Below are 22260 nucleotides of genomic sequence, written 5' to 3'. Positions count from 1 at the left end.
GATGACTAAACAATACCATATATGTGAATGTGTTGCCACTTTAATATCGATAACGAAAAAAAGTCTTTTAAGCCATCGCGTTAGCGATTTTGTTCAATAGCCTCAAAAGATGGTATAATTGAGGAAATAGTAAACTTTCGAGGTGAAGCACTGGTTGAACCAGGCCAAACGGTAAGCAAAGGAGATACCTTGATAACTGGAAAAGTTGTTTTGGATCAGGATCAAGATCAAGATCAAGTATTACTAGTTCATGCTCAAGGTATCGTAAAGGCTCGCGTATGGTATCAGAGGGCCGTAAAAGTTCCACTTGTCAAAACAAAAATGATTCCTACGGGTAACAGCAAAAAATCTTTAGTGCTCCAGCTTGGAAAGCATGTTTTGAATTTCCAGTTTGGAGATATTGCGTATAATCATTATGATAAGAAAACATTAAATGAATTTAGTATATTGCCTAGGTTATCAGGCGGCATACAGTTCAATATTGTTGAATATGCAGAAATGAAACCGACAAAAGAGTTTCTAGATATAGAGGAAGCATCTCGCGAAGCAGAAGCTGAACTTCTTTTGCAATTAAAGGGTATTTTAAAGGAAAAAAAAGTAACCCAAAAAAAGATGGAGTATATGCTAGATTCCGATCAAACATCGGTTATTGGCTCAATGATAATAGAAGTAATTGAAGATATAGGCCAGAAAAGAGAAATCAAATATGGGGAGGAAAAAATTTGAGAGATAATCTGGCAGAAGCTAGAGTTACCATAGATAGCGTAAACAATATGGTATTTTTATTTGGTAATCGCGATATAAATGTTAAGTATATCGAAGAAGAATTTAATGTAAAGATAATCACTCGTGATGGCGAAATTGCAATACTTGGAGAAGAAAAAGATGTGGAGTCGGTGCAACAACTTTTTAATCGAATGATTGAAGTGCTGAGCGCTGGCAATTCTTTGACAACTAATGAAGTAAAGTATTTTGTAAAACTTGCAAAAAACGGTGAGGGAGAAAAAATTAATGATTTATATGATGATATAATATGCTATACTCATCGCGGAAAACCTATTAAACCTAAAACTATAGGACAGAAGCTTTACGCACTTGCCATGAGACAAAATGACATAGTTTTTGGCATAGGGCCTGCAGGGACGGGGAAAACTTATCTCGCAATGGCTATGGCGGTAACAGCTTTTAAAGAGAAAGAAGTAAATCGAATTATATTGACAAGGCCGGCAGTGGAAGCTGGTGAAAAACTTGGATTTTTACCGGGAGACCTGCAAGATAAAGTTGATCCTTATCTTAGACCACTGTATGATGCTTTATACGATATTTTGGGTGTGGATTCTTTCCGACGTTATATGGAAAAAGGCTTAATTGAAGTTGCACCTTTGGCATATATGCGAGGGCGCACATTAGATGATTCTTTCGTTATTTTGGATGAGGCACAGAATACGACCTCTGAACAGATGAAAATGTTTTTGACGCGTCTGGGCTTTGGCTCTAAGGCAGTAGTTACCGGGGATCTGACTCAGATTGATCTACCTAAAGGGGTCTATTCGGGCTTGGAAGAAGTCAGAGAAGTTTTGAAAGATGTTAAGGGAATTCAATTTATTTACCTTGATGATAAAGATGTTGTGCGCCATGAGGTAGTACAGAGGATAATAAAGGCCTATGAGAGGTTTGACAAGAAGCACCTACAGAACATGGGGTGATTACGCAGCTATGATGAATTTAGCCTTTCCAAATAAATTGGCGAAAGCTGTTTTAAACAATTCTACGTTCCATAAAATGTTGCTGGGGCTTTTTTTCTTTGCTGCATTGACAACTATGATATTCTTTTCATCTCTTCCTCAAAAATATGATGTTAAAGTAGGAGAAGTGCTTCAGGAAAGTATTATGGCCAGAAAGGATGCCATTAATACAATTGCTACAAATAAGCTTCAGCAGGCCGCAGCTGATGCTGTTCCTAAAAAATATACCCTAAATCATACCATTACTCTTGAAGTAAAAAATCATGTAGGGGATATTTTAAATTACGTTAAAGAAGTGAGAAATCGTGATTATCTGAAAGATGAAGAAAAGATACAATTATTAACGGAAAAGATATCAGAAGACATTTCAAAAGAGTCCTATGCCCAGCTTATATCTATGAGCGATACATCTTTAAAAGAGCTGGAAACCGTAATAAAAGCTATTATCGAAACAGTTATGGAAGAAGGCGTTAAGGAAGATTCTTTAGAGAGAACAAAGACGTATGTTATAGAAGAATTTAAAAGCTTAAAATTACCAGAGGAACTTAAAAGCATAGGGGAAGAGATTGCTCTTTTGACGATAAAACCCAATATGGTCTATGATCGCGAAGCTACAGAAAAGCAGCAACAGGAAGCTATGGAAGCCGTAGCACCGGTTAGAGTTTTTCCAAATCAGGTATTAATTGAAAAAGGAACTGTTATAACTGCCGAACATAAAGAAATGCTTAAAGAATTGGGTCTGCTGGCCAGGGACACGAAAGCTAATATAAGTCTGTTAATAGGAGCTTTTTGCATATCAGGTATGCTAGCGGGGACATTGGCTTTTGCGGTATATCGTTTTCATAGAGATGTATATAATAACAATGTTTACTTAATATTATTGGTAATGATTATTTTATCAACACTTGTTATTTCTTTGGGAGTCAAAACCATTTCCAATTATTTGGTCCCATTGGCGGCAGGGAGTATGCTTATATCCATACTAATCAATCCGGGGATTGCCGTATTTGCAAGCTTTACAATGAGTATAGCCATTGGAATTATGCTAGGTAGTGACTTTGCATTTACACTTGTTGCATTATCAGGAGCTATAGTTGGGGTTTTTTGTACGGCAAAAGTGTCGCAGCGTTCTGATTTAACCAAAGCAGGTGGAATAATAGGCGGAGTAAATTTCCTGCTTATAACCGGTCTATTGCTTTTAAATAATGGCACTTTTTTGGAAATATTACGACAAAGCACTTGGGGTATGATAAGCGGTATACTTTCGTCTATACTGACAATTGGTACTCTACCGTTCCTAGAAACTGCTTTTGGCATTACAAGTGCTATAAAGCTACTAGAGCTTTCAAATCCAAATCAATTGCTGCTTCGAAAGTTAATGCTGGATGCGCCTGGAACTTATCATCATTCTATAATCGTAGGGAATCTGGCTGAAGCTGGGGCAGAAGCGGTAGGAGCCGACTCGTTATTAGCTCGAGTAGGAGCTAATTATCATGATATAGGTAAATTGAAGCGACCTTATTTTTTTATAGAAAATCAACTAACATCTGATAATCCCCACGATAAATTAAGTCCTACGCTTAGTGCTTTGATAATTACATCACATGTGAAAGATGGACTTGAAATCGCACAAGAATATCGACTACCTTCAAGCATTACAGCGTTTATCGCACAGCATCACGGCACAAGTCTGCTTTCGTTTTTTTATAATAAGGCAATGGGTGAAAACAGTGAAAAAAAGGCAGATGAAACAACTTATCGTTATGAGGGACCAAGACCTCAAACTCGTGAAGTAGCTATAGTGATGTTGGCAGATTGTGCCGAAGCTGCCGTCAGATCCATGTCGAATCCTACGGCAGGCAAGATAGAGGGGCTTATACGTCAGATAATCAAAGATAAACTTGCTGATGGCCAGTTAGATGAGTGTGACTTGACATTAAAGGACCTTGATAAAGTTGCCTTAGCATTTTCAAGGGTATTGACCGGAATTTTCCATACGCGTATAGAATATCCGGACAAACTGAAAGAATTAGAAAGAAAGGATTCAAACCATGGCTAACGTAAATGTAATAATAAATAATTTACAAGAGAAAATTGATGTTACACAAAAATTGGAAGAACTTATAAATAAGGCTGTAAATACGACCCTATCAATTGAAAATGTATCAGGGAATTTAGAAGTAAGTATAGCTTTGGTTGATGATGAATACATCCAAAAACTTAACAGACAGTATAGGTCTTTAGACGCGCCAACCGATGTATTATCTTTTGCTATGAGAGAGACTGTTTTTGAAGAGGATAGCAGCTTTGAATTTCAAGAGGAAGAACTGTTGGGAGATGTAGTAATCTCGCTAGAAAGAGCAAAAGAGCAAGCTATGGAATATGGCCATTCTTTTGAGCGAGAAGTCGGCTTTTTAGTTGTGCACGGCATACTGCATTTGCTGGGATACAACCATGAAGTAGATGAAGAAAGGTCTGTTATGAGGCAAAGGGAAGAAAAAATTTTAAAAGCTATTGATTTAACACGAGGGATTAATTAAAATGAAAAGAGCTCGGACTCTAAGTGAAAGTTTTTCTTATGCCATATCTGGTATATTGTATGCTTTCAGAACTCAGCGTAATATTAAAATCCACTTTGCAACCGCATTTCTGGTAATCTTGATGAGCTACTTATTAAAACTTAGCACTTTGGAGATTTTGATAGTTTTTATGACAATTACAACTGTGTTAGTTACAGAGATGATAAACACAGCCATTGAAACGGTTGTAGATATGTACACACAAGAATATCATCCATTGGCAGCGGTGGCTAAAAATGTAGCTGCTGGAGCTGTGCTAATATCTGCAATAAATGCCATTATTGTTGGCTACATTGTGTTTTACAAAAAAATTCTGATGCTTTTGAGTTTAAGTAAATAGTATGGCGGGAGGTATAATTATGCCGTTTAAGCGATACCTGACCATTGTTGTAATAGTTTTGCTGTTATTAATTCATGCAGGTTGTGGTGATAAAAAAAGCCATAAAGATTCCGATGATACACCAAGGGATTTGAATGAAATAACAAAAACACAGGAAAATGAACAGGTTATTCCCACGGTTAAAAATCCGCTTACCGGCATAGATATGGACATTCAGTATGAGAAGCAAAGACCTCTTGCGGTTATGATAGAAAATGAATACAATGCTCGACCTCAGTCGGGCTTAAATAAAGCCGGTATAGTATATGAAATTTTAACCGAAGGAGGTATAACCCGCTTTTTAGCGATTTTTCTCGGAGAAACAGTGGATGAAATTGGTCCTGTACGCAGTGCGAGGCCTTATTTTCTCGATTATGCTATGGAATATGATAGCATATATATACACTATGGTGCCAGTCCTCAGGGATATATTGATTTAAAGAAACTAAACATTGATGCTATAAATGGCATTTATGATGATGTAACTTTTTGGCGAGATAGGTCTCGAAAAGAGCCGCATAATGCATATACAAACACCGAGAAAATTTTAAAAACATCAGAAAAAAAGGGATTTATTCGGGATGTTGAACTAACTTTGTGGAAGTTCAATACAGAAGAAACTTTCGCAGGGAATCAAGCACTAGAAGAATGTGAATTAGAATATTTTAAAAATTATGTAGTAAGCTATACATATGACAGAGATAAAAAGATGTATAAGCGTTATATTAACGGTGAACTTCATACCGATAAAAAAACCGGTGAACAAATTCTTGTAAAAAATATTATTTTACAATTTGCTGTCACTAAAGTAGTAGATGATGTTGGCAGACTTTCAATAAAGACCGTTGACAGCGGAAAGGGTTATTATATAAGTAATGGGTATTGCAACAAGATAAAGTGGCAGAAAGATGACAGAAAAGAGCGAACAAACTATACTTTTGAAGATGGCTCAGAGCTTATTATAAATCCAGGTAATATTTGGATTCAGATACTACCTCAGTGGGGCAAATTTAATTACGAATAAACCAACAAAGGGGTAAATTGTACATGGCTCTATATAGAACCGATGCTATAGTATTAGGGTATAGAAACCTCGGTGAAGCAGATAAAATACTCACACTTTTTTCGCCTGATAAAGGTAAAATTCATGCGGTAGCTAGAGGTGTGCGCCGACCGCGAAATCCTATACTAGCAGGGAGTCAGTTATTTTCTTACAGCAATTTTTTAATTTTAGAAGGTCGAAATCTTGATACTATTAGTCAATGCGAAATCAAAGAGTCTTTTTATAAAATACGTCAGAATTTAGAATCTATGGCTTATGGCTTATATTTTGCGGAACTTCTCAGGGTTTCTACGCCTTTGGAAGATAAAAATCAGGAATTATTCCGCTTTTTTTTAAAAACCATGTATCTTCTTCAGAAGTGGGAAAATATTGAGATACTCAGCCGCATTTATGAAGTAAAGCTTATGGCGATACAAGGTTTTGCACCGGAATTATTTCAATGTGTAGGCTGTGGAAGAAAATCTTTTGATAAAGCATATTTTAGTACAGCAATGGGAGGCATCCTCTGTCAAAATTGTCATGGAAAAGACAGAAAAGCGATAAACATCACTTCTGATACTTTAAATGTACTTAGAAAAATGTTAATGGGAACATATGAAGAGCTAGAAGGTTTGCGAGTGAAGAAATATGTAAGGGAACAACTAAAAGATGTTTTAGATCTTTTTATATTGCATCACGTGGACCATAAACTTAAAACCGCTGAATTTATAAAAGATGTGAATAAGTTAAATGCAGGCAACAGTAACACCGTATCTAATGAAATTCTTTAGCTAAAAAAGAGGATTTTTTTATGTTTTGTAGTATAATAATATTTGGCAATTTGCAGCCTGTTCGAAGGGAGTGAAAACCCATAGAATTATCATCAAGGCAGGCTTTAATAGTTGATATAGTCAAGAAATACGAACCAATTACCAGTGAACAAATAGCGGACAAGCTCAACTTAACCCGGTCTGCATTAAGACCGGATCTTGCAGTTTTGACCATGCTTGGTATTTTAGAAGCCAGACCTAGGGTTGGATACTTTTTTGCAGGGAAAGATCCTAAAAATCTCATATCAGAAAAAATAAGTGATATAAAAGTCGATAAGATAAAGTCAGTTCCAGCGGTTATAAAGGAGGATACTTCCGTATATGATGCTATAGTAACTTTATTTTTGACAGATGTGGGGACCCTTTTCATCACTGACAAAGATGGAAATTTAGCAGGGCTAGTATCTCGCAAGGATTTGCTCAAAATAGCCATCGGAAATGCAGATATACATAAAATGCCGATAGGTATTGTAATGACTAGAATGCCAAACATAATTACAGTAACACCTGAAGAAAGTGCTTATGATGCTGCTAGAAAAATTGTTGATCATCAAGTTGATGCGTTGCCTGTAGTTAAAATTGTAACAGAAAATGGCCAGGAAAAGTATAAGGTAGTTGGAAAAGTAACTAAAACCACAATTACGAAACTTTTTGTTGAACTTGGAAAGACTTAGAAAGGAGGGGATGATTATAAACGATAAAAAAAGCCGACCGGTAGTGTTTGCAGTTTCCGATTCTATTGGTGAAACTGCCGAATTGGTAATTCGCGCGGCGATGGTTCAATTTAATTCAGAGAAAGTCGATATTCGCAAAGTTCCTTATGTAACCGACAATGAATATGTGGAAGATATCATAGAGGAAGCTAAAAATACAGCTGATTGTGTTATTGTATGCACAATTATTTTACCGGAAGTCAGACAGCACCTTTTAAGCCTAGCTGAGCAAAATCAAATACCTATAGTAGATTTGATGGGGCCAATGATGGATACTTTTTCAAAAATAATTGAAGTCAAACCGCATTTACAGCCAGGCTTAGTTCATCGAATAGATGAAGATTATTTCAAAAAGATAGAAGCAATAGAGTTTGCGGTTCAGTATGATGATGGCAAGGATCCCAGAGGTTTATCTCGCGCCGATGTTGTTCTCATAGGTGTTTCTAGAACTTCCAAAACTCCCCTGGCAATGTTTTTAGCTCATAAAAGATTAAAGGTTGCAAATCTCCGTTTGGTACCGGAGGTTGCTCCTCCGGATGAATTATTCCACCTTCCGCCAAAGACTATTATTGGTCTTACTATAAGTCCTGAAAAGCTGTTTGATATCAGGCAGGAAAGACTTAAAGCCTTAGGACTTAGCACAGAAGCAACTTATGCTCAACTTGACAGAATTATGGAAGAAATCGAATATGCTGACATGATAATGGAAAAAATAGGTTGTCCTAAAATTGATGTTTCAAATAAAGCAGTGGAGGAAATAGCCACTAGCATTTTAGAGATAATAAGGAAAGGGGAAGTGTAATATGACAAAAAAATATGTCTACAGTTTTCGCGAAGGTAATGCTCAAATGCGCAACTTGCTGGGAGGTAAAGGTGCAAATCTGGCAGAAATGGTTAAGATAGGCTTGCCTGTACCGATGGGTTTTACCATCACAACCGAAGCCTGCCTGAACTATTATGAAGAAGGTGAAAAGATATCCGAAGATATCTTATCTCAAATTTTCCAAGCTTTAGATGATCTTGAAAAAGAAATGGGCAAGAAACTTGGAGATAATCAAGATCCGTTGTTAGTATCAGTTAGGTCAGGAGCGGTTATTTCTATGCCGGGTATGATGGATACAATACTGAACCTGGGCCTAAACGATGAAAGTGTTAAGGGATTGGCGGCAAAAACAGGGAATGAGCGTTTTGCCTATGACAGCTATCGCAGATTTATCCAGATGTTTGGCGATGTAGTTATGGAAGTTGAGCATGATAAGTTTGAATCCATCATAAATGAGGTAAAGCAGAAAAAGGGTATTACCCAAGACACTGAAATGGATGCAGATGGCTGGAAAGAAGTTATAAAGCTTTATAAGGAAAAAATAAAGGAGGAAACAGGTCGCGAGTTTCCACAAGATCCCAAGGAACAGCTTTTAATGGCTGTAGAAGCAGTTTTTAAGTCTTGGAACAACCAGAGAGCCAAGGTTTATCGGAGAATAAATAAAATCCCAGATGATTTAGGAACAGCTGTTAATGTTCAGACTATGGTTTTTGGAAACAAAGGCGATGATTCAGGAACAGGTGTTGCCTTTACCAGAAATCCTTCAACTGGAGAAAAAGAAGTTTATGGCGAATTTTTAATGAATGCACAAGGTGAAGATGTTGTGGCTGGTATCAGGACGCCCCAGAGCATAAAACAGCTAAAAGATGTCATGCCAGATGTATATGAGCAATTTATCAATGTATGCAAGTTGCTAGAGAAGCATTATAGAGATATGCAGGATATAGAATTTACAATAGAAAACGGGAAGCTCTTCATGCTCCAGACGCGCAGCGGTAAGCGCACGGCTCAGGCTGCTGTAAAAATTGCTGTGGATATGGTTAAAGAGGGTTTGATAAATAAGGATGAAGCGATTCTTCGTGTACCGGCGGGTCAGGTAGAGACCCTACTCCACCGTAGAATCGACCCGAATGCCGATGTTAAGCCTATAGCAAAGGGGTTGCCAGCATCTCCAGGAGCAGCTTCGGGACATGTGGTTTTTGACCCAGATGAGGCAGAAACCATGGGCAATGAAGGTCAGAAAGTAATTTTGGTTAGGACGGAAACCACTCCTGATGATATTCATGGTATTGTTGCAGCTCAAGGAGTGCTTACAAGCCGCGGTGGCATGACAAGTCATGCTGCTGTTGTAGCTCGCGGTATGGGGAAACCTTGTGTATCCGGATGTGAAGCCGTAAAAATTGACTATGAAAAAGGCGAATTTACAGTTGGGCAGCTTGTAGTCAAAAAAGGTGATGTAATTTCCATCGATGGATCTACAGGAGAAGTTATGATTGGCGAAGTTCCTATGATTGATCCGGAACTTTCCGACGAATTTAATCAAATATTGAGTTGGGCTGATGAAATACGGAAGCTGAAAGTTAGGGCTAATGCTGATACACCTCATGATGCTAAAGTAGCTTTAGGATTTGGTGCAGAGGGCATAGGGCTTTGCAGAACTGAGCATATGTTTATGGCACAGGATCGGCTGCCCATAGTTCAGCAAATGATTATGGCCGAAACCAAGGAAGAAAGAGAAGAAGCTCTAGCTAAGCTTTTGCCTATACAGCAGGAAGACTTTGAGGGAATTTTTGAAGTAATGGAAGGATTGCCTGTTACCGTAAGGTTGCTCGATCCGCCTCTTCACGAATTCTTGCCTAACCCCGAAGAACTTATTGTAGAAATAATGGAACTTAAAGCAAAGGGTTGTTCAAAAGAACTGGAAGAAAAACAAGAAATGCTTAAAAAAGTGCGAGCCCTCAGTGAAATGAATCCGATGTTGGGTCTTAGAGGTTGCAGACTAGGTCTATTATATCCAGAAATTTATGTTATGCAGGTGAAAGCCATACTAAAAGCAGCATGTAATCTAACTAAAAAAGGTATTAAGGTCATACCTGAAATTGAAATACCATTGGTTAATCATGAATTAGAGCTTAAGACTCTAAGAGAAATCGTAGAAAAAACTGCGGAGGAAGTATTTGAAGAAGAAGGAACAAAGGTACATTACTTTATCGGAACAATGATTGAACTTCCAAGGGCATGTCTGACCGCTGAAGAAATTGCTAATTTTGCAGACTTCTTCTCATTTGGAACAAATGACCTGACACAGACAACTTTCGGATTCAGCCGTGATGATGCAGAAGGCAAGATACTTCCACATTATGTGGAACACAAGATACTTTCTGATTCTCCCTTTATTGTTCTTGATAGAAAAGGCGTTGGTTCCTTAATGAAGATGGCTACGGATAAAGGCAGGAGTGTGAAACCGGATCTTTTGATAGGTATATGTGGTGAGCACGGCGGAGAACCAAGCTCCGTTGAATTCTGCCATATGATTGGCCTTGATTTCGTCAGCTGTTCACCATTTAGAGTGCCAATTGCAAGGCTTGCAGCCGCACAGGCGAAAATAAATCATAAATAGTTTTTAAAGAGGCGAATTTTTCGCCTCTTTTTTACAAAATGTAAGAGGAAAAAACAACTAGAATATCGAATAGAGTAATAATAAAACAAATCTATCGGAAATCTTTTGTGAGGTGAGGTCTTGTGAATTTTCGTGAAAGGCAAGAAGAACTCGAAAAAAGCTGTCTTTCTCCTTATGCATCGTTGAGCTCTAAAAGTAAAGGCAGATGTATTCCAGATGAAAAATGCAGTATACGAACCGATTTTCAAAGGGACAGAGATAGAATACTTCACTCAAAAGCTTTCCGGCGATTAAAACACAAAACCCAAGTGTTTATTTCTCCAGAAGGTGACCATTACAGAACTCGTTTAACTCATACACTTGAAGTATCCCAAATTGCTCGAACAATATCTCGAAGCTTAAGATTAAATGAAGATTTAACTGAAGCTATTGCATTAGGACATGATTTAGGGCATACGCCTTTTGGCCATACGGGTGAACAAGTTTTAAATGATCTCATAAATGGAGGTTTTAAACACGAGGAACAGAGTTTAAGAGTTGTAGATTTCCTAGAGCAGGGCAAAGGGCTTAACCTTACATGGGAGGTCAGAGATGGTATAAAAAATCATACTACGCGCGGAAACCCTGCCACACTTGAAGGCCAGGTGGTAAAATTATCTGATTGGATTGCTTATATAAATCACGATATAGATGATTCCGAAAGAGCAGGAATATTAAAGCTGGAAGATTTGCCGCAGGAATCAGTAAAGATTTTGGGAAGAAAACACGGCGAACGTATTGATACAATGATTAAGGATGTTATATCAACGAGTTTCGAACAACCTATAGTAAAAATGAGTGATGATATATATAATGTAACGCAAAAGCTGCGGTCGTTTTTATTTGAAAATGTTTACGTAGGTTCTTCTGCTAAAACTCAGGAAAAAAAAGTTAAAATAATGTTAAGACTTTTATTTGAGTATTATATCCAACATCCTAATTCTATGCCTCCTGAATTTATAAAAATCTCAAAAGAAGAGAATATAGAAAGAGCTGTAGCCGATTATATCGCTGGCATGACGGATGTATATGCCATTAAAAAATTTCGAGAGTTTTTTATGCCTTCATCTTGGCCGTTAGAAATCTGATACGATATTTTATCAATTATTTTATAAGGCAAAAAGAAGGAATAATGGATATTAACGTAGAATAATGTGTATGTAAATTCAGAGGGAGGAGAGAAGAATTTTATAGTTTATTGCGATAATACCTCCTCATTCTGGCTTTGGGGAGATTTTTTAAGGTTTGGTGATAAAAATGGGGTTTTATTCTGAAGAAGTCATAAAAGAAGTACAGGATAGAGCAGATATAGTAGAAATTGTATCGGAATATACCTTCCTGAAAAAACAAGGAGGAAATCATATAGGCCTTTGCCCGTTTCATAAGGAAAAAACCCCTTCTTTTAGTGTAGATGCGGAAAAACAATTGTTTTATTGTTTCGGATGCGGCATAGGCGGAAATGTATTTACTTTCATAATGAAAAAAGAAAACCTCAATTTTCCAGAGGCTGTTCGATATTTGGCTGATAAGTTCAACATAAAACTTCCGGGAAATATGGACAAAGACCTATCACTGGAGTTTCAAGAAAAACGTGAATACATTAGAATAAATCGCTTGGCAGCAAAATACTATAATCACTGTTTGCTGCATACTCGCGAAGGTTCTAAAGCCATGGAATATATAAAAGAGAGAGGATTGACCGCAGAAACAGTAGAAAAATTTTACCTAGGATATGCACCGCCATACTGGGACGGACTTATAAAATTTGCTCGTTCCGAGGGTATAAAAATTGATACATTAGAAAAAATTGGTCTTATTATACCTAGAAAGGATAATAAAGGCTATTATGATAGATTTAGAAATAGGTTAATGTTTCCCATAGAAGATGTTACAAAGAATATTATTGGATTTGGTGGGCGAGCTCTTGATGAATCAATGCCTAAATATTTAAATACTCCTGAAACGCCATTGTTTTCTAAAGGAGATAATTTATACGCTCTTTCCATGATAAAAAAAGACCCCACGCTTGATACCATAGTAGTGGAAGGCTATATGGACTGCATAACATTACACCAATACGGTTTTAATCAGGCTGTAGCTTCTCTCGGAACTGCACTTACAAAAAACCAAGCAAGATTGCTTAAAAAATATACCAATGGGGTTATTCTCTCATATGACGCAGATGAAGCCGGGAAAGCTGCAACTATGAGAGGAATAGATATATTGGCACAAGAGGGTTTGAGAGTCAAGGTATTGAATCTGCCAACCGGAAAAGATCCAGATGAAGTAATAAAAAATTATGGTCCCGAACACTTTCAAAAATTGCTAACTGATTCTATGGATTTTATAAGCTACAAATTATTTCTGGCTAAAAAAGATATAAATATACAAACACATGATGGAAAACTAAAATTCATTAAACGAGCAGTGGATATTTTAACAGGTGTCGATAATGAACCAGAGCTGGAGTTATATGCCAAAAAATTGGCTAGCGAGCTTGGAATTTCAGTTCAGGCGATAAAAAAAGAAGTTCAAAGAAGAAAATTGGCAAACAATGGATATGAGTATAAAAAAAGCCAAATAAGAAATAATAATAAGGAATTTCACAAAATATCGCAGGTAACAGGTTTTCATAAAGCCGAGAGGAAATTATTAAAATTAATTTTTGAAAATGACAAGTTGCGTAAAAAAATAACAGGTCAAATTGACCCTCAATTTTTTACAGATAAAAATACGAAGAAAATTGCTGATGTCCTCTTTGAAATGATCAATAAAAATCAAGATATAGATATTGCATATGTATTTAATTATTTGGATGAAGAAGGATGTGCGGAACTTTCAACAATACTTATGGAAAATGTGGTTTTAAAAGATGGAGAACTAATAAATTCACTCATAAAAAAAGTAAAGCAAGGCTATTTCAAAAAGTCTATTGTTCAGGTAAGAGAGCAAATCAGGAAGGCTGAAATATTAGGCCAAAGAGAGGAGATCAACAGTCTTTTGAACATTTATCAACAACTGAAAGCCGAAATGAATGAAGTGGAGGCACATACTACTCCAGGGAAGGAGGGAGCATAGATGGCAAAAAAAGAGCAGATTCAAAAGAAAAACGATAAAAAACTTGTTCAAGATAAAATGAAAATCGTAAAAGATTTAATTGAAAAAGGCAAGAAAAATGGTGTACTTTCTTATGGAGAAATTATGGATGCTCTAGAGGATATAGAAGATCTAGATACAGAACAGATTGACAAGATATATGAATCCTTGGAAGAAATGGGCATAGAGGTTTTGGATGATAGTGAAGATATACCGGAAGAAGAAAATTCGGAAGAAGTTCCTACTGAAGAAATAGACCTTTCTGCTCCTGAAGGGGTAGCCATTGATGATCCCGTTAGGATGTATTTAAAAGAAATAGGAAAGGTTCCTCTCCTTTCGGCTGAGGAGGAGATAATGCTTTCAAAACGAATAGAAGAAGGAGATAAAGAGGCAAAGCGTCGATTAGCTGAAGCTAACCTGCGATTAGTCGTTAGCATTGCCAAGAAATATGTAGGCAGAGGTATGCTTTTCTTAGACCTAATTCAAGAAGGCAACCTGGGTTTGATGAAAGCCGTAGAAAAATTTGACTACAAAAAAGGTTATAAATTCAGCACATATGCCACTTGGTGGATAAGGCAAGCAATTACTCGAGCAATTGCCGATCAGGCCAGAACCATAAGAATTCCGGTGCACATGGTTGAAACTATTAACAAGCTAATCCGCATACAAAGGCAATTGTTACAGGAACTTGGGAGAGACCCATTGCCGGAAGAAATAGCTGAAGAAATGGAATTGCCCGTTGAAAAGGTCAGAGAGATAATGAAAATAGCTCAAGAACCTGTTTCATTGGCGACTCCTATCGGCGAAGAAGAAGATAGTTTTTTAGGGGATTTTATTCCCGATGATGAAGCTTTAGCTCCTGCCGATGCAGCCGCCTATCTTCTTTTAAAAGAGCAGTTGGAAGATGTGCTGGAAACCCTTACACCGAGAGAGGAGAAAGTTTTACGATTAAGGTTTGGCCTTGATGACGGCAGGCCTAGGACACTAGAAGAGGTAGGTCAGGTCTTTGGCGTTACCCGCGAGAGAATTAGACAAATTGAAGCCAAGGCCTTAAGAAAACTCCGTCATCCCAGTAGAAGTAAAAGGCTTAAAGACTTCTTGGAATAACTTGAAAAAATAGTGGGGATTTTTTTCTCCACTTTTTTGCTTAAATTCGTTTTTTATATCGAGGTTAAACATGAGACTAGGAAACAGACTGCAAACAATAACATCAAAGATTCCAAAAGGCTTAACAGTGGTTGATGTAGGAACTGATCATGCATATTTACCCATTTATCTAATCAATAAAGGCATTTCAAAGAAAGTCATAGCCACTGAAATACTTCCGGGGCCTTATAGAAAGGCTCAGAAGAACATTAAGAAAGCCGGTCTTCAAGATTTAATTGATCTGCGGTTGGGGCCAGGATTTAAAACCATAAATCCTGCAGAAGGCGACATTGCTGTTGTAGCAGGTATGGGAGCAATGACAATCATTAGTATAATAAATGAGTCGAGGCAAGTTGCTGATTCTTTTGAAAAACTTATTTTGCAGCCTATGAAAAACCCGGCTGAATTGCGAAAATACCTTTTCACCATAGGGTATAAGATAATTGATGAAGATGTAACTCGGGAAGATGATAAATTTTATGAGATAATTGTAGTTAAAAAAGCAAACTTATCGCCATTTGATGAAACTGATATTATGGTGGGGCCTGTAATCCGCAATAAAAAAAATCCTGTGATAATCGAATATATTAATTATCGCATAAATATTTTACAAGGTATTATTAAAGACCTAAAAGTTTCCGATACAAAGGCTTGCCAAAAAGCTGTTTTGAAATATGAAAAACTACTAAAAACATTAGAGGAGGTCATAAAATGATTGCTTGCCAAACAATAGTGCAGATATTGGAAAAGTGGGCTCCTAAAAACCTTGCTTTAGATTGGGACAATCCGGGCCTTGCTACAGGTGACCTTTCCGAAAATGTTTCCAAGGTTCTTTTAACCCTTACGGTTACCCTTGAAACTGTTGAATTTGCAGCAAAAAATGGTTTCGAAATGATAATATCTCATCACCCACTTTTTTTTAAACCCTTGAAATCTTTACGAAAAGATACACCTCTTGGGCAAATAGTCTATGAGGCGATAAACAACAACATCGTTATTTATTCTGCTCATACCAACATGGATGCTGCTTGCGGAGGGATTAACGATATTCTGGCAAATGTTTTAGAATTGCAACAGATAGAAATTTTAAAACAGACTTATGAAGAGAAATTAAAAAAAATAGTTGTCTTCGTACCGAAAGATTATAAAGATGCGGTAAGAGATGCAATGTGCAATGCAGGTGCCGGCCATACAGGGAATTATAGTCACTGTAGTTTTAATGTGAACGGTATTGGCACATTTAGACCTTTAGCCGGCTCAAAGCCATTTATCGGTCAAGAGGGAAAACTAGAAACGGTTGATGAAATACGAATTGAGACTATTGTTCCCGAAAGTTTACAAAGAAAAGTTATTAGCGCTATGCTGAAAACTCATCCCTATGAAGAAGTTGCTTTTGATATATACCCTCTTGAGAATTCAGGTAAGGCCTTTGGCCTCGGCCGAATAGGATATATTAAGGAACCTATGCAGTTAAAGGACTTTTGCAAAACCGTCAAGCAAAAACTTGGCATATCCCATGTAAGAGTTGTAGGAGATTTAAATAAAGACATTATGAAAGTTGCCGTGTGCGGAGGCGCCGGTGGTGACTTGATTCAGACAGCAATATTCTATGGAGCAGATGTATTTGTTACAGGTGATTTAAAATACCATGAGGCACTTGATGCTAAAGCTGCAGGCATTGCTATAATAGATGCTGGGCACTTTTCTACAGAAAATCTTTTACTCCCAGTGCTTAAGGGCTATCTTGAGCAAGAAATAAAGCTATTGAATAAACAAGCTGAGATTACTATATTTGAAGATGAAGATCCGTTGGTAATTATATGAGAATAGGATTATCCTATTCTCTTTATTTTTTTTAAAAGGAGAGAAAGAAGGCCATGATAAAGGAAGAGCTAAACAATCTTTATAAACTTCAAGAAGTAGAAGGTCAATGCAAGATGCTTGAAAAAACTATAAAAAGCCACCCTGTTCTAAAAAACTTGTCTGAGTTAAAAAAAACTATAAATAATTTGGATACGGAATTTAAAAATAAAAAGGAACGTGTTAACTTTTTGAAAAAAGAGCTAAAAAAAATTGAACAGAAAACAGATGAATACTGCAATATGATAAAACAGTTTGAAGAAAGAATTTACGGTGGTGAAGTTACAACAATAAAAGAACTTAAAATCCTTAGAGATAAGCAGGACATTGCAAGGCTTAAAGTGAAAGATTATGAGGAGAAAGCATTTAAAATGATGGAAGAACTCGACTACTTGGAAACAAGCCTTATCCAAGAAAAAGAGATAATTACAAAAAAGAAAAAAGAATACAATGAAAAACGATTGAAAACTTGTCAGGAAATTGATAGAATAAAAGAAGAGTTAGACATAATACTTAAACAAAAACAGCAGTTGGAGGCTAGCATTTCTCCGGAAATTTTAAGCAAATACAACAGAATCAAGAAGGTTAAACATAACCCTGTTGCAATGGTCTTAGCTGATAGAAAATGCAGTGGATGTATGACTGAAATATCTGTAATGATAGCCCTAGAAGTAGAACACTGTGTAGGTTTGGTTTATTGTGAAAATTGCGGAAGAATACTATTATAATAAGCTGAAATAGGAGGCCTTATGAGTAAAGTTATAGCTTATACAGATGGCGCTTCCCGTGGTAATCCTGGGAATGCGGGAATCGGAGTCCTTTTGATGGATGAAGATCACAATGTTATTAAAGAAATCAGCGAATATATAGGTGAAACCACCAATAATATTGCAGAATATACTGCGATGATAACAGCTTTAAAAGAAGCTTTGGAAATGAATTTTGACGAAATAGAAGTTATTTCTGACAGTGAGCTTATGGTCAAGCAAATTAATAAAGAATATCAAGTAAAAAATGAAGGACTTAAACCTCTCTATCAGGAAATATGTGGGCTGCTAAAAGAATTTAAAAGTTTTACGGTTAGACATGTACGGCGGGAATACAATAAAAGAGCTGATGAATTAGCAAACCGGGGGATTGATGAAGCCCTCGATGAAGAAGAATTAGATATCTAAAAAATGGGAATTCATAAAACTTGACAATAATGATTCATGTGCTATAATTATAATTCCTTTATAAAACGATAGATGATGAGTAAGTCAGATGGTCGCGAGCATTACTGCTCGAGGAAAGTCCGAGCTCCATAGGGCAAGGTGCTGGGTAACGCCCAGTGAGGGTGACCTCAAGGACAGTGCAACAGAAAGATACCGCTTGGCATTTTTTGTAACGGTTTTGACCGTTCTTGCTGCAAAGCAGAGTGCCGAGTAAGGGTGGAAAGGTGAGGTAAGAGCTCACCAGCGAGATGGTGACTTCTCGGCTCTGTAAACCCCACTTGGAGCAAGACCAAATAGGAGAGCTTAAACGGCGGCCCGCCGTGCTCTCGGGTATGGTCGCTGGAGGTGTCAGGCAACTGGCATCCTAGATAGATGACCATCTAAAACAGAACTCGGCTTATAGACTTACTCATTTGAGTTTTAAAACCCCAAGGCATTATGCTGCCCTGGGGTTTATTACTTAAGTCGTATGTATTAAGCGATCGAACTATCCCAACGCCTAACTAATTATTCACTAGCATATCAAAAAGTGCAGGAGTTCCACCTGTATGGATAAAAACGATATTAGATCCCTTTTCAAAAAAACCTTTTTTTACTAAATCGATAAGACCGGCCATGGCCTTACCTGAATACACTGGATCAAGTATAATTCCTTCAGTTTCAGCTACAAGTTTAATTGCTTCAATGCCTTGACGGCTGGGTTTGCCATATCCGTCTTCGCCAATATATTCATCAAAGACGGTTATATCCTCCGGCAAAATTTTAAGATCGGCTTCCAATAAAGATGCACAGTCTTGAGCAATTCTAGAAATATCTTGTTTAAATACGGTCTTTTCTGCATCAACGCTTATCCCAACAATTTTCGAATTCTTTTTTGCAAGGCGCACTCCCACTTCAAGTCCGGCAGAAGTACCCCCTGACCCAACTGCATTTACTATATAATCGATTCTAAGGTTTTGCTTGTCGGCCTGATTGAAAAGTTCCAATGCGCAATCAACATAACCACAAGCTCCCAAACCTACAGAACCGCCTACAGGGATAAAATAAGGTTTTTTACCCTCGGCCTTTAATTCACTCATGATATAATTTACCGTAATACCTATATCATCATAGCTTAAAGCATCAACAAATCGGATATCGGCATTCATCAGCTTTTCCAAAAGGAGATTACCCTGAAATGACAAAGGTTTTTTTCCCTTTAATACTAAAATCACATCAAGTCCGAGTTTTCTACAAGCAGCACAAGTCATCCGGGTATGATTTGATTGAATGCTACCGGTAGTAATTATTACATCAGCCTCTTTTTTAATGGCATCAGCTAATAAAAACTCCAACTTACGACCCTTATTACCACCCATGGCAAGGCCGGTGTTATCATCTCTTTTGAAATAAATAGTTACATTTTCAAGCTTTTCTGAAAGATTAGATGCCGGCTCTAAATCTGTAGGCAACTGGCAAAGCTTAATGCGGGGCATATTTAAGCTTATCATTCGCATCATCTTCTCCTTTTTGTTTACTTTTGAGAAACTATAAGTTTATCACTGCCTAGGATATGGTTACTTATCCAATTGATTATAAAATCCAACAATTCGAGTATGTATTGATTCTGATTCTCGTCTATTGTATCGAGCTTTACGGCGTTAAGCTTGTCAACAAAGCTGTCATGAGCTTCTTTTTGTGCTGGATAGCCTTTATAATTTATACTGAGCATGTATTCTTCTTCTGACTTGAAATGGTATATGGCATAATCTCTAAGCTGCGCTAAAATCTCTATAATCCTATCGAACTTATCATAGCAAAAGTCATTTTTTAAAAGTTCATACGCCTCATTGGCTATCTCAAATAACTTTTGATGCTGTTTATCAATCTGTTCAACACCTATCTTATATTCTTCTTTCCATTTAATCAAAAAATACACCTCCAAATAAACTTTCTCTTTCTATATTACCATATTTATGTTTTTTATGACATTAGAAAATTTAAAAAAAGCTATTTAATTAGTAAGAAGCGTTTAATATATACCTATTTTAATGGCCTGTTTTTGCATATTTTTAAGTACTTATCTTTATCAAGAGCGGCATTTATGATAAAATGAGAATGGCTCACAATAAAAACAGCTATTATTGCAACAATGGGAGAGGATATATTTGACAGCTCAAATCCATAAATTTAGAGTATTTGATAAGAATTTGGTGCTTGATGTAAATAGTGGTTCAGTTTTACAGCTTGATGATTTAGCTTATGATATTCTGGATTATTACGATGAATGTTCTTTAGTAACTGAAAGTGCTCTAAATGAACTTGAAATGAAATATCCTAAGCAGAATATAAAAGAAGCCCTAGAAGAAATAGAAACATTAAAGAAAGAGGGATACCTATTTACCGAAACAAATCTAGATCCGATTCTGAATAGATTGGATACAAGACACTATGTTAAAGCTCTCTGCCTTAACGTTGCCCATGACTGCAATTTACGGTGTAAATATTGCTTTGCCTCAAAAGGTGATTACCATGGGAAACGAGAATTGATGAGTATTGAGGTGGGGAAAAAGGCAGTAGATTTCCTGGTAGAAAAGTCTGGGAATATGAAAAACTTAGAAATAGATTTTTTTGGCGGAGAACCGCTCATGGCTATGGATACTGTAAGAGAGGTTATTTCATATGCTAAGTCCATAGAAGAGTTATGCCATAAGAAATTTCACTTTACAATCACAACAAATGCCCTTTTACTTAATGACGAAGTTATACAGTATCTTCATGAGCATATGGATAACATCGTCTTGAGTCTTGACGGCAGGAAGAAAGTTAATGATTTCATCCGTGTAAGAGCCGATGGCAGCGGAACTTATGATGAAATTGTTTCAAACATCAAAAAAATAGTTGAATTGAGAAAGAGGGATAAAAAAGAATATTATGTGCGGGGTACTTTTACAAAGTATAATCTGGATTTTGCTGAAGATGTCTTCCACATGGCTGATTTAGGTTTTAAAGAGATATCTATTGAACCGGTTGTTGGAAAAGATGGTGATTATTTGCTAGAACAAGATAATTTAGAAATTCTTTTCAAGCAGTATGAAAAAATTGCTAATGAGTACCTAAAGAGGAAAGAATCGGTTAGGAATCCCTTTAAATTTTATCATTTCAATGTGGATATATATCATGGTCCATGCATATATAAGAGACTTTGGGCATGTGGAGCAGGACGTGATTACTTGGCAATAACCCCTTCTGGTGATATATATCCATGCCATCAGTTTATAGGGCAGGAGAAATTTATAATGGGAAATGTATTTGAAGGAGAGCTTGATGAGAATATAATCGCTAAAATGAGGGATACTCACGTATTTTCTAAGCCGAAATGTACTACATGCTGGGCAAGGTATTTCTGCAGTGGCGGGTGCAATGCCAATAATTTTATAATAAATGGTGATATGAAAAAACCGTATGAAATTGCTTGTGAATTGCAGAAAAAACGGATTGAATATGCCATATACTTAAATGTGGTCAATGAATAAAATGATACACAGGTTTTGTCAAAAAAAATGCAACTTTGCAAATTTATAAAATTTATTCATGTTCCATTTTAAGGTAATATTTTGCTGAAATTGGCAAGAATAAGTAATAATAGCTAGATAACTCAATATTTTTACAGAAAATACTATATTTATGATTGAATTGTATTTGAATTTATAAAAATGCTATGATAAAATTTGCTATATATAGAGGTAGCAAAGGGGTAGTGTAGATGGTGAGATTGGCACAGGAGATAGATGAAGCCAAAGGGGAATTGTATTCAGCCCTGGAGGCTGAAAAAAGCTTAATCAACAAGAAGGTATATTTTCTCAGCTCGAAACTCGATAAACTGATTCTTGAATACCAGTTAAAGTTGATTAAGAGTGAAACTTAAAAAAATTTTATTCATACCGCAAATTGCGGTTTATTTTTTTGGATTTAAATAGGATATTTGTTTGAGCACTTTGCAATTTTGTCATATTTAAAAACAAAAAACCACTTTTGTATTCTACTACTAAGCGGTTTTGATTAAAGTACCTTTGTTATTTATATTTATAAACTAATGGTCGGGGCGGCGGGATTTGAACCCACGGCCTTTCGGACCCGAACCGAACGCGCTACCAAACTGCGCTACGCCCCGATGCACCTATTATACTATAAT

At 36.7% G+C, this 22260-nt stretch carries 21 protein-coding genes, 1 tRNA gene and 1 other RNA gene; 20 read left to right on the top strand and 3 right to left on the bottom strand.

Going from position 1 to position 22260, the window contains the following annotated elements:
- Nucleotides 1-96 precede the first annotated feature (96 nt).
- The 18 genes from BUC45_RS03645 to rnpB all read left to right on the top strand — a co-directional run bounded on the left by BUC45_RS03645 (nucleotide 97) and on the right by rnpB (nucleotide 18502).
- Nucleotides 97-726 carry a sporulation protein YqfD gene (locus BUC45_RS03645; protein WP_366749638.1) on the top strand — a complete coding sequence of 210 codons (630 nt, stop codon included), beginning with the start codon at nucleotides 97-99 and terminating at the stop codon, nucleotides 724-726.
- A gap of 47 nt (nucleotides 727-773) precedes the next feature.
- Entirely contained in the window at nucleotides 774-1706 is a 933-nt protein-coding gene (locus tag BUC45_RS03640) for a PhoH family protein (RefSeq protein WP_366749636.1), read from the top strand.
- Complete coding sequence (locus tag BUC45_RS03635) at nucleotides 1666-3804, top strand: HDIG domain-containing metalloprotein (RefSeq protein ID WP_296970418.1); 2139 nt, start codon at nucleotides 1666-1668, stop codon at nucleotides 3802-3804. The genes BUC45_RS03640 and BUC45_RS03635 overlap by 41 nt, the downstream gene beginning before the upstream one ends.
- Nucleotides 3797-4285: an rRNA maturation RNase YbeY gene (gene ybeY, locus BUC45_RS03630; protein WP_296970416.1), complete on the top strand. Its 489-nt coding sequence runs from the start codon at nucleotides 3797-3799 to the stop codon at nucleotides 4283-4285. The genes BUC45_RS03635 and ybeY overlap by 8 nt, the downstream gene beginning before the upstream one ends.
- A 1-nt stretch (nucleotide 4286) precedes the next feature.
- Nucleotides 4287-4664, top strand: a complete 378-nt coding sequence (locus tag BUC45_RS03625) for a diacylglycerol kinase family protein (RefSeq protein WP_296970414.1) — start codon at nucleotides 4287-4289, stop codon at nucleotides 4662-4664.
- Nucleotides 4665-4683: 19 nt separating this feature from the next.
- The gene (locus tag BUC45_RS03620) at nucleotides 4684-5727 is read left to right on the top strand and encodes a DUF3048 domain-containing protein (protein ID WP_296970412.1); all 1044 of its coding nucleotides are present in this window, start codon (nucleotides 4684-4686) and stop codon (nucleotides 5725-5727) included.
- Between the two features lie 23 nt (nucleotides 5728-5750).
- Nucleotides 5751-6536, top strand: a complete 786-nt coding sequence (gene recO, locus BUC45_RS03615; RefSeq protein ID WP_296970410.1) for a DNA repair protein RecO — start codon at nucleotides 5751-5753, stop codon at nucleotides 6534-6536.
- An 80-nt stretch (nucleotides 6537-6616) separates the two neighbouring features.
- A complete protein-coding gene (locus BUC45_RS03610) occupies nucleotides 6617-7249 on the top strand; it encodes a helix-turn-helix transcriptional regulator (RefSeq protein WP_296970425.1) in 633 nt (210 codons plus the stop codon).
- Between the two features lie 10 nt (nucleotides 7250-7259).
- On the top strand, nucleotides 7260-8090 hold the full coding sequence (locus BUC45_RS03605) for a pyruvate, water dikinase regulatory protein (protein WP_296970408.1): 831 nt from the start codon (nucleotides 7260-7262) through the stop codon (nucleotides 8088-8090).
- Between the two features lies 1 nt (nucleotide 8091).
- Nucleotides 8092-10731 carry a pyruvate, phosphate dikinase gene (ppdK, locus tag BUC45_RS03600; protein ID WP_296970406.1) on the top strand — a complete coding sequence of 880 codons (2640 nt, stop codon included), beginning with the start codon at nucleotides 8092-8094 and terminating at the stop codon, nucleotides 10729-10731.
- Between the two features lie 122 nt (nucleotides 10732-10853).
- Nucleotides 10854-11858: a deoxyguanosinetriphosphate triphosphohydrolase gene (locus tag BUC45_RS03595; RefSeq protein WP_296970404.1), complete on the top strand. Its 1005-nt coding sequence runs from the start codon at nucleotides 10854-10856 to the stop codon at nucleotides 11856-11858.
- 160 nt (nucleotides 11859-12018) lie between these two features.
- A complete protein-coding gene (gene dnaG / locus BUC45_RS03590; RefSeq protein ID WP_296970424.1) occupies nucleotides 12019-13848 on the top strand; it encodes a DNA primase in 1830 nt (609 codons plus the stop codon).
- The gene (gene rpoD / locus BUC45_RS03585) at nucleotides 13849-14973 is read left to right on the top strand and encodes an RNA polymerase sigma factor RpoD (protein WP_296970403.1); all 1125 of its coding nucleotides are present in this window, start codon (nucleotides 13849-13851) and stop codon (nucleotides 14971-14973) included.
- A 70-nt stretch (nucleotides 14974-15043) separates the two neighbouring features.
- Nucleotides 15044-15727 carry a class I SAM-dependent methyltransferase gene (locus BUC45_RS03580; RefSeq protein WP_296970401.1) on the top strand — a complete coding sequence of 228 codons (684 nt, stop codon included), beginning with the start codon at nucleotides 15044-15046 and terminating at the stop codon, nucleotides 15725-15727.
- Nucleotides 15724-16836, top strand: coding sequence for a Nif3-like dinuclear metal center hexameric protein (locus BUC45_RS03575; RefSeq protein WP_296970400.1), 1113 nt, complete (start codon nucleotides 15724-15726; stop codon nucleotides 16834-16836). The genes BUC45_RS03580 and BUC45_RS03575 overlap by 4 nt, the downstream gene beginning before the upstream one ends.
- A gap of 53 nt (nucleotides 16837-16889) precedes the next feature.
- Nucleotides 16890-17600, top strand: a complete 711-nt coding sequence (locus BUC45_RS03570; RefSeq protein WP_296970397.1) for a C4-type zinc ribbon domain-containing protein — start codon at nucleotides 16890-16892, stop codon at nucleotides 17598-17600.
- Between the two features lie 21 nt (nucleotides 17601-17621).
- Entirely contained in the window at nucleotides 17622-18047 is a 426-nt protein-coding gene (locus tag BUC45_RS03565; RefSeq protein ID WP_296970395.1) for a ribonuclease HI family protein, read from the top strand.
- Between the two features lie 76 nt (nucleotides 18048-18123).
- Nucleotides 18124-18502: RNase P RNA component class A (gene rnpB, locus BUC45_RS03560), an RNA gene on the top strand.
- An 87-nt stretch (nucleotides 18503-18589) separates the two neighbouring features.
- Here rnpB and BUC45_RS03555 read toward each other — a convergent pair.
- Entirely contained in the window at nucleotides 18590-19576 is a 987-nt protein-coding gene (locus tag BUC45_RS03555) for a D-cysteine desulfhydrase family protein (RefSeq protein WP_296970393.1), read from the bottom strand.
- Nucleotides 19577-19599: 23 nt separating this feature from the next.
- Nucleotides 19600-19995, bottom strand: a complete 396-nt coding sequence (locus tag BUC45_RS03550; RefSeq protein ID WP_303873491.1) for a bacteriohemerythrin — start codon at nucleotides 19993-19995, stop codon at nucleotides 19600-19602.
- A gap of 238 nt (nucleotides 19996-20233) precedes the next feature.
- Between BUC45_RS03550 and scfB the strand changes: the two genes are divergently transcribed.
- Both scfB and BUC45_RS03540 read left to right on the top strand, forming a co-directional pair.
- Nucleotides 20234-21601: a thioether cross-link-forming SCIFF peptide maturase gene (gene scfB, locus BUC45_RS03545; protein ID WP_296970391.1), complete on the top strand. Its 1368-nt coding sequence runs from the start codon at nucleotides 20234-20236 to the stop codon at nucleotides 21599-21601.
- Between the two features lie 230 nt (nucleotides 21602-21831).
- Nucleotides 21832-21993, top strand: a complete 162-nt coding sequence (locus tag BUC45_RS03540) for an aspartyl-phosphate phosphatase Spo0E family protein (protein WP_013778197.1) — start codon at nucleotides 21832-21834, stop codon at nucleotides 21991-21993.
- Between the two features lie 169 nt (nucleotides 21994-22162).
- Here the strand turns inward: BUC45_RS03540 and BUC45_RS03535 are convergent.
- Nucleotides 22163-22239 (bottom strand) — tRNA-Pro (locus tag BUC45_RS03535).
- Between the last annotated feature and the right edge of the window lie 21 nt (nucleotides 22240-22260).

The sequence above is a fragment of the Tepidanaerobacter sp. EBM-38 genome, from assembly GCA_001896545.1.
Lineage (GTDB): Bacteria > Bacillota > Thermosediminibacteria > Thermosediminibacterales > Tepidanaerobacteraceae > Tepidanaerobacter.
The sequence above is the reverse complement of the archived record's forward strand: the minus strand, read 5'-3'. Positions and strand labels throughout refer to the sequence as shown.

What these genes read in the sequence shown, in the direction of transcription:
- BUC45_RS03640 (WP_366749636.1), top strand. Translation starts at nt 774, where the DNA reads ATGGTATTTTTATTTGGTAATCGCGATATAAATGTTAAGTATATCGAA.
- BUC45_RS03635 (WP_296970418.1), top strand. Translation starts at nt 1,666, where the DNA reads ATGAGAGGTTTGACAAGAAGCACCTACAGAACATGGGGTGATTACGCA.
- ybeY (WP_296970416.1), top strand. Translation starts at nt 3,797, where the DNA reads ATGGCTAACGTAAATGTAATAATAAATAATTTACAAGAGAAAATTGAT.
- BUC45_RS03625 (WP_296970414.1), top strand. Translation starts at nt 4,287, where the DNA reads ATGAAAAGAGCTCGGACTCTAAGTGAAAGTTTTTCTTATGCCATATCT.
- BUC45_RS03620 (WP_296970412.1), top strand. Translation starts at nt 4,684, where the DNA reads ATGCCGTTTAAGCGATACCTGACCATTGTTGTAATAGTTTTGCTGTTA.
- recO (WP_296970410.1), top strand. Translation starts at nt 5,751, where the DNA reads ATGGCTCTATATAGAACCGATGCTATAGTATTAGGGTATAGAAACCTC.
- BUC45_RS03605 (WP_296970408.1), top strand. Translation starts at nt 7,260, where the DNA reads ATGATTATAAACGATAAAAAAAGCCGACCGGTAGTGTTTGCAGTTTCC.
- ppdK (WP_296970406.1), top strand. Translation starts at nt 8,092, where the DNA reads ATGACAAAAAAATATGTCTACAGTTTTCGCGAAGGTAATGCTCAAATG.
- rpoD (WP_296970403.1), top strand. Translation starts at nt 13,849, where the DNA reads ATGGCAAAAAAAGAGCAGATTCAAAAGAAAAACGATAAAAAACTTGTT.
- BUC45_RS03580 (WP_296970401.1), top strand. Translation starts at nt 15,044, where the DNA reads ATGAGACTAGGAAACAGACTGCAAACAATAACATCAAAGATTCCAAAA.
- BUC45_RS03575 (WP_296970400.1), top strand. Translation starts at nt 15,724, where the DNA reads ATGATTGCTTGCCAAACAATAGTGCAGATATTGGAAAAGTGGGCTCCT.
- BUC45_RS03570 (WP_296970397.1), top strand. Translation starts at nt 16,890, where the DNA reads ATGATAAAGGAAGAGCTAAACAATCTTTATAAACTTCAAGAAGTAGAA.
- BUC45_RS03565 (WP_296970395.1), top strand. Translation starts at nt 17,622, where the DNA reads ATGAGTAAAGTTATAGCTTATACAGATGGCGCTTCCCGTGGTAATCCT.
- BUC45_RS03555 (WP_296970393.1), bottom strand. Translation starts at nt 19,576, where the DNA reads ATGATAAGCTTAAATATGCCCCGCATTAAGCTTTGCCAGTTGCCTACA.
- BUC45_RS03540 (WP_013778197.1), top strand. Translation starts at nt 21,832, where the DNA reads ATGGTGAGATTGGCACAGGAGATAGATGAAGCCAAAGGGGAATTGTAT.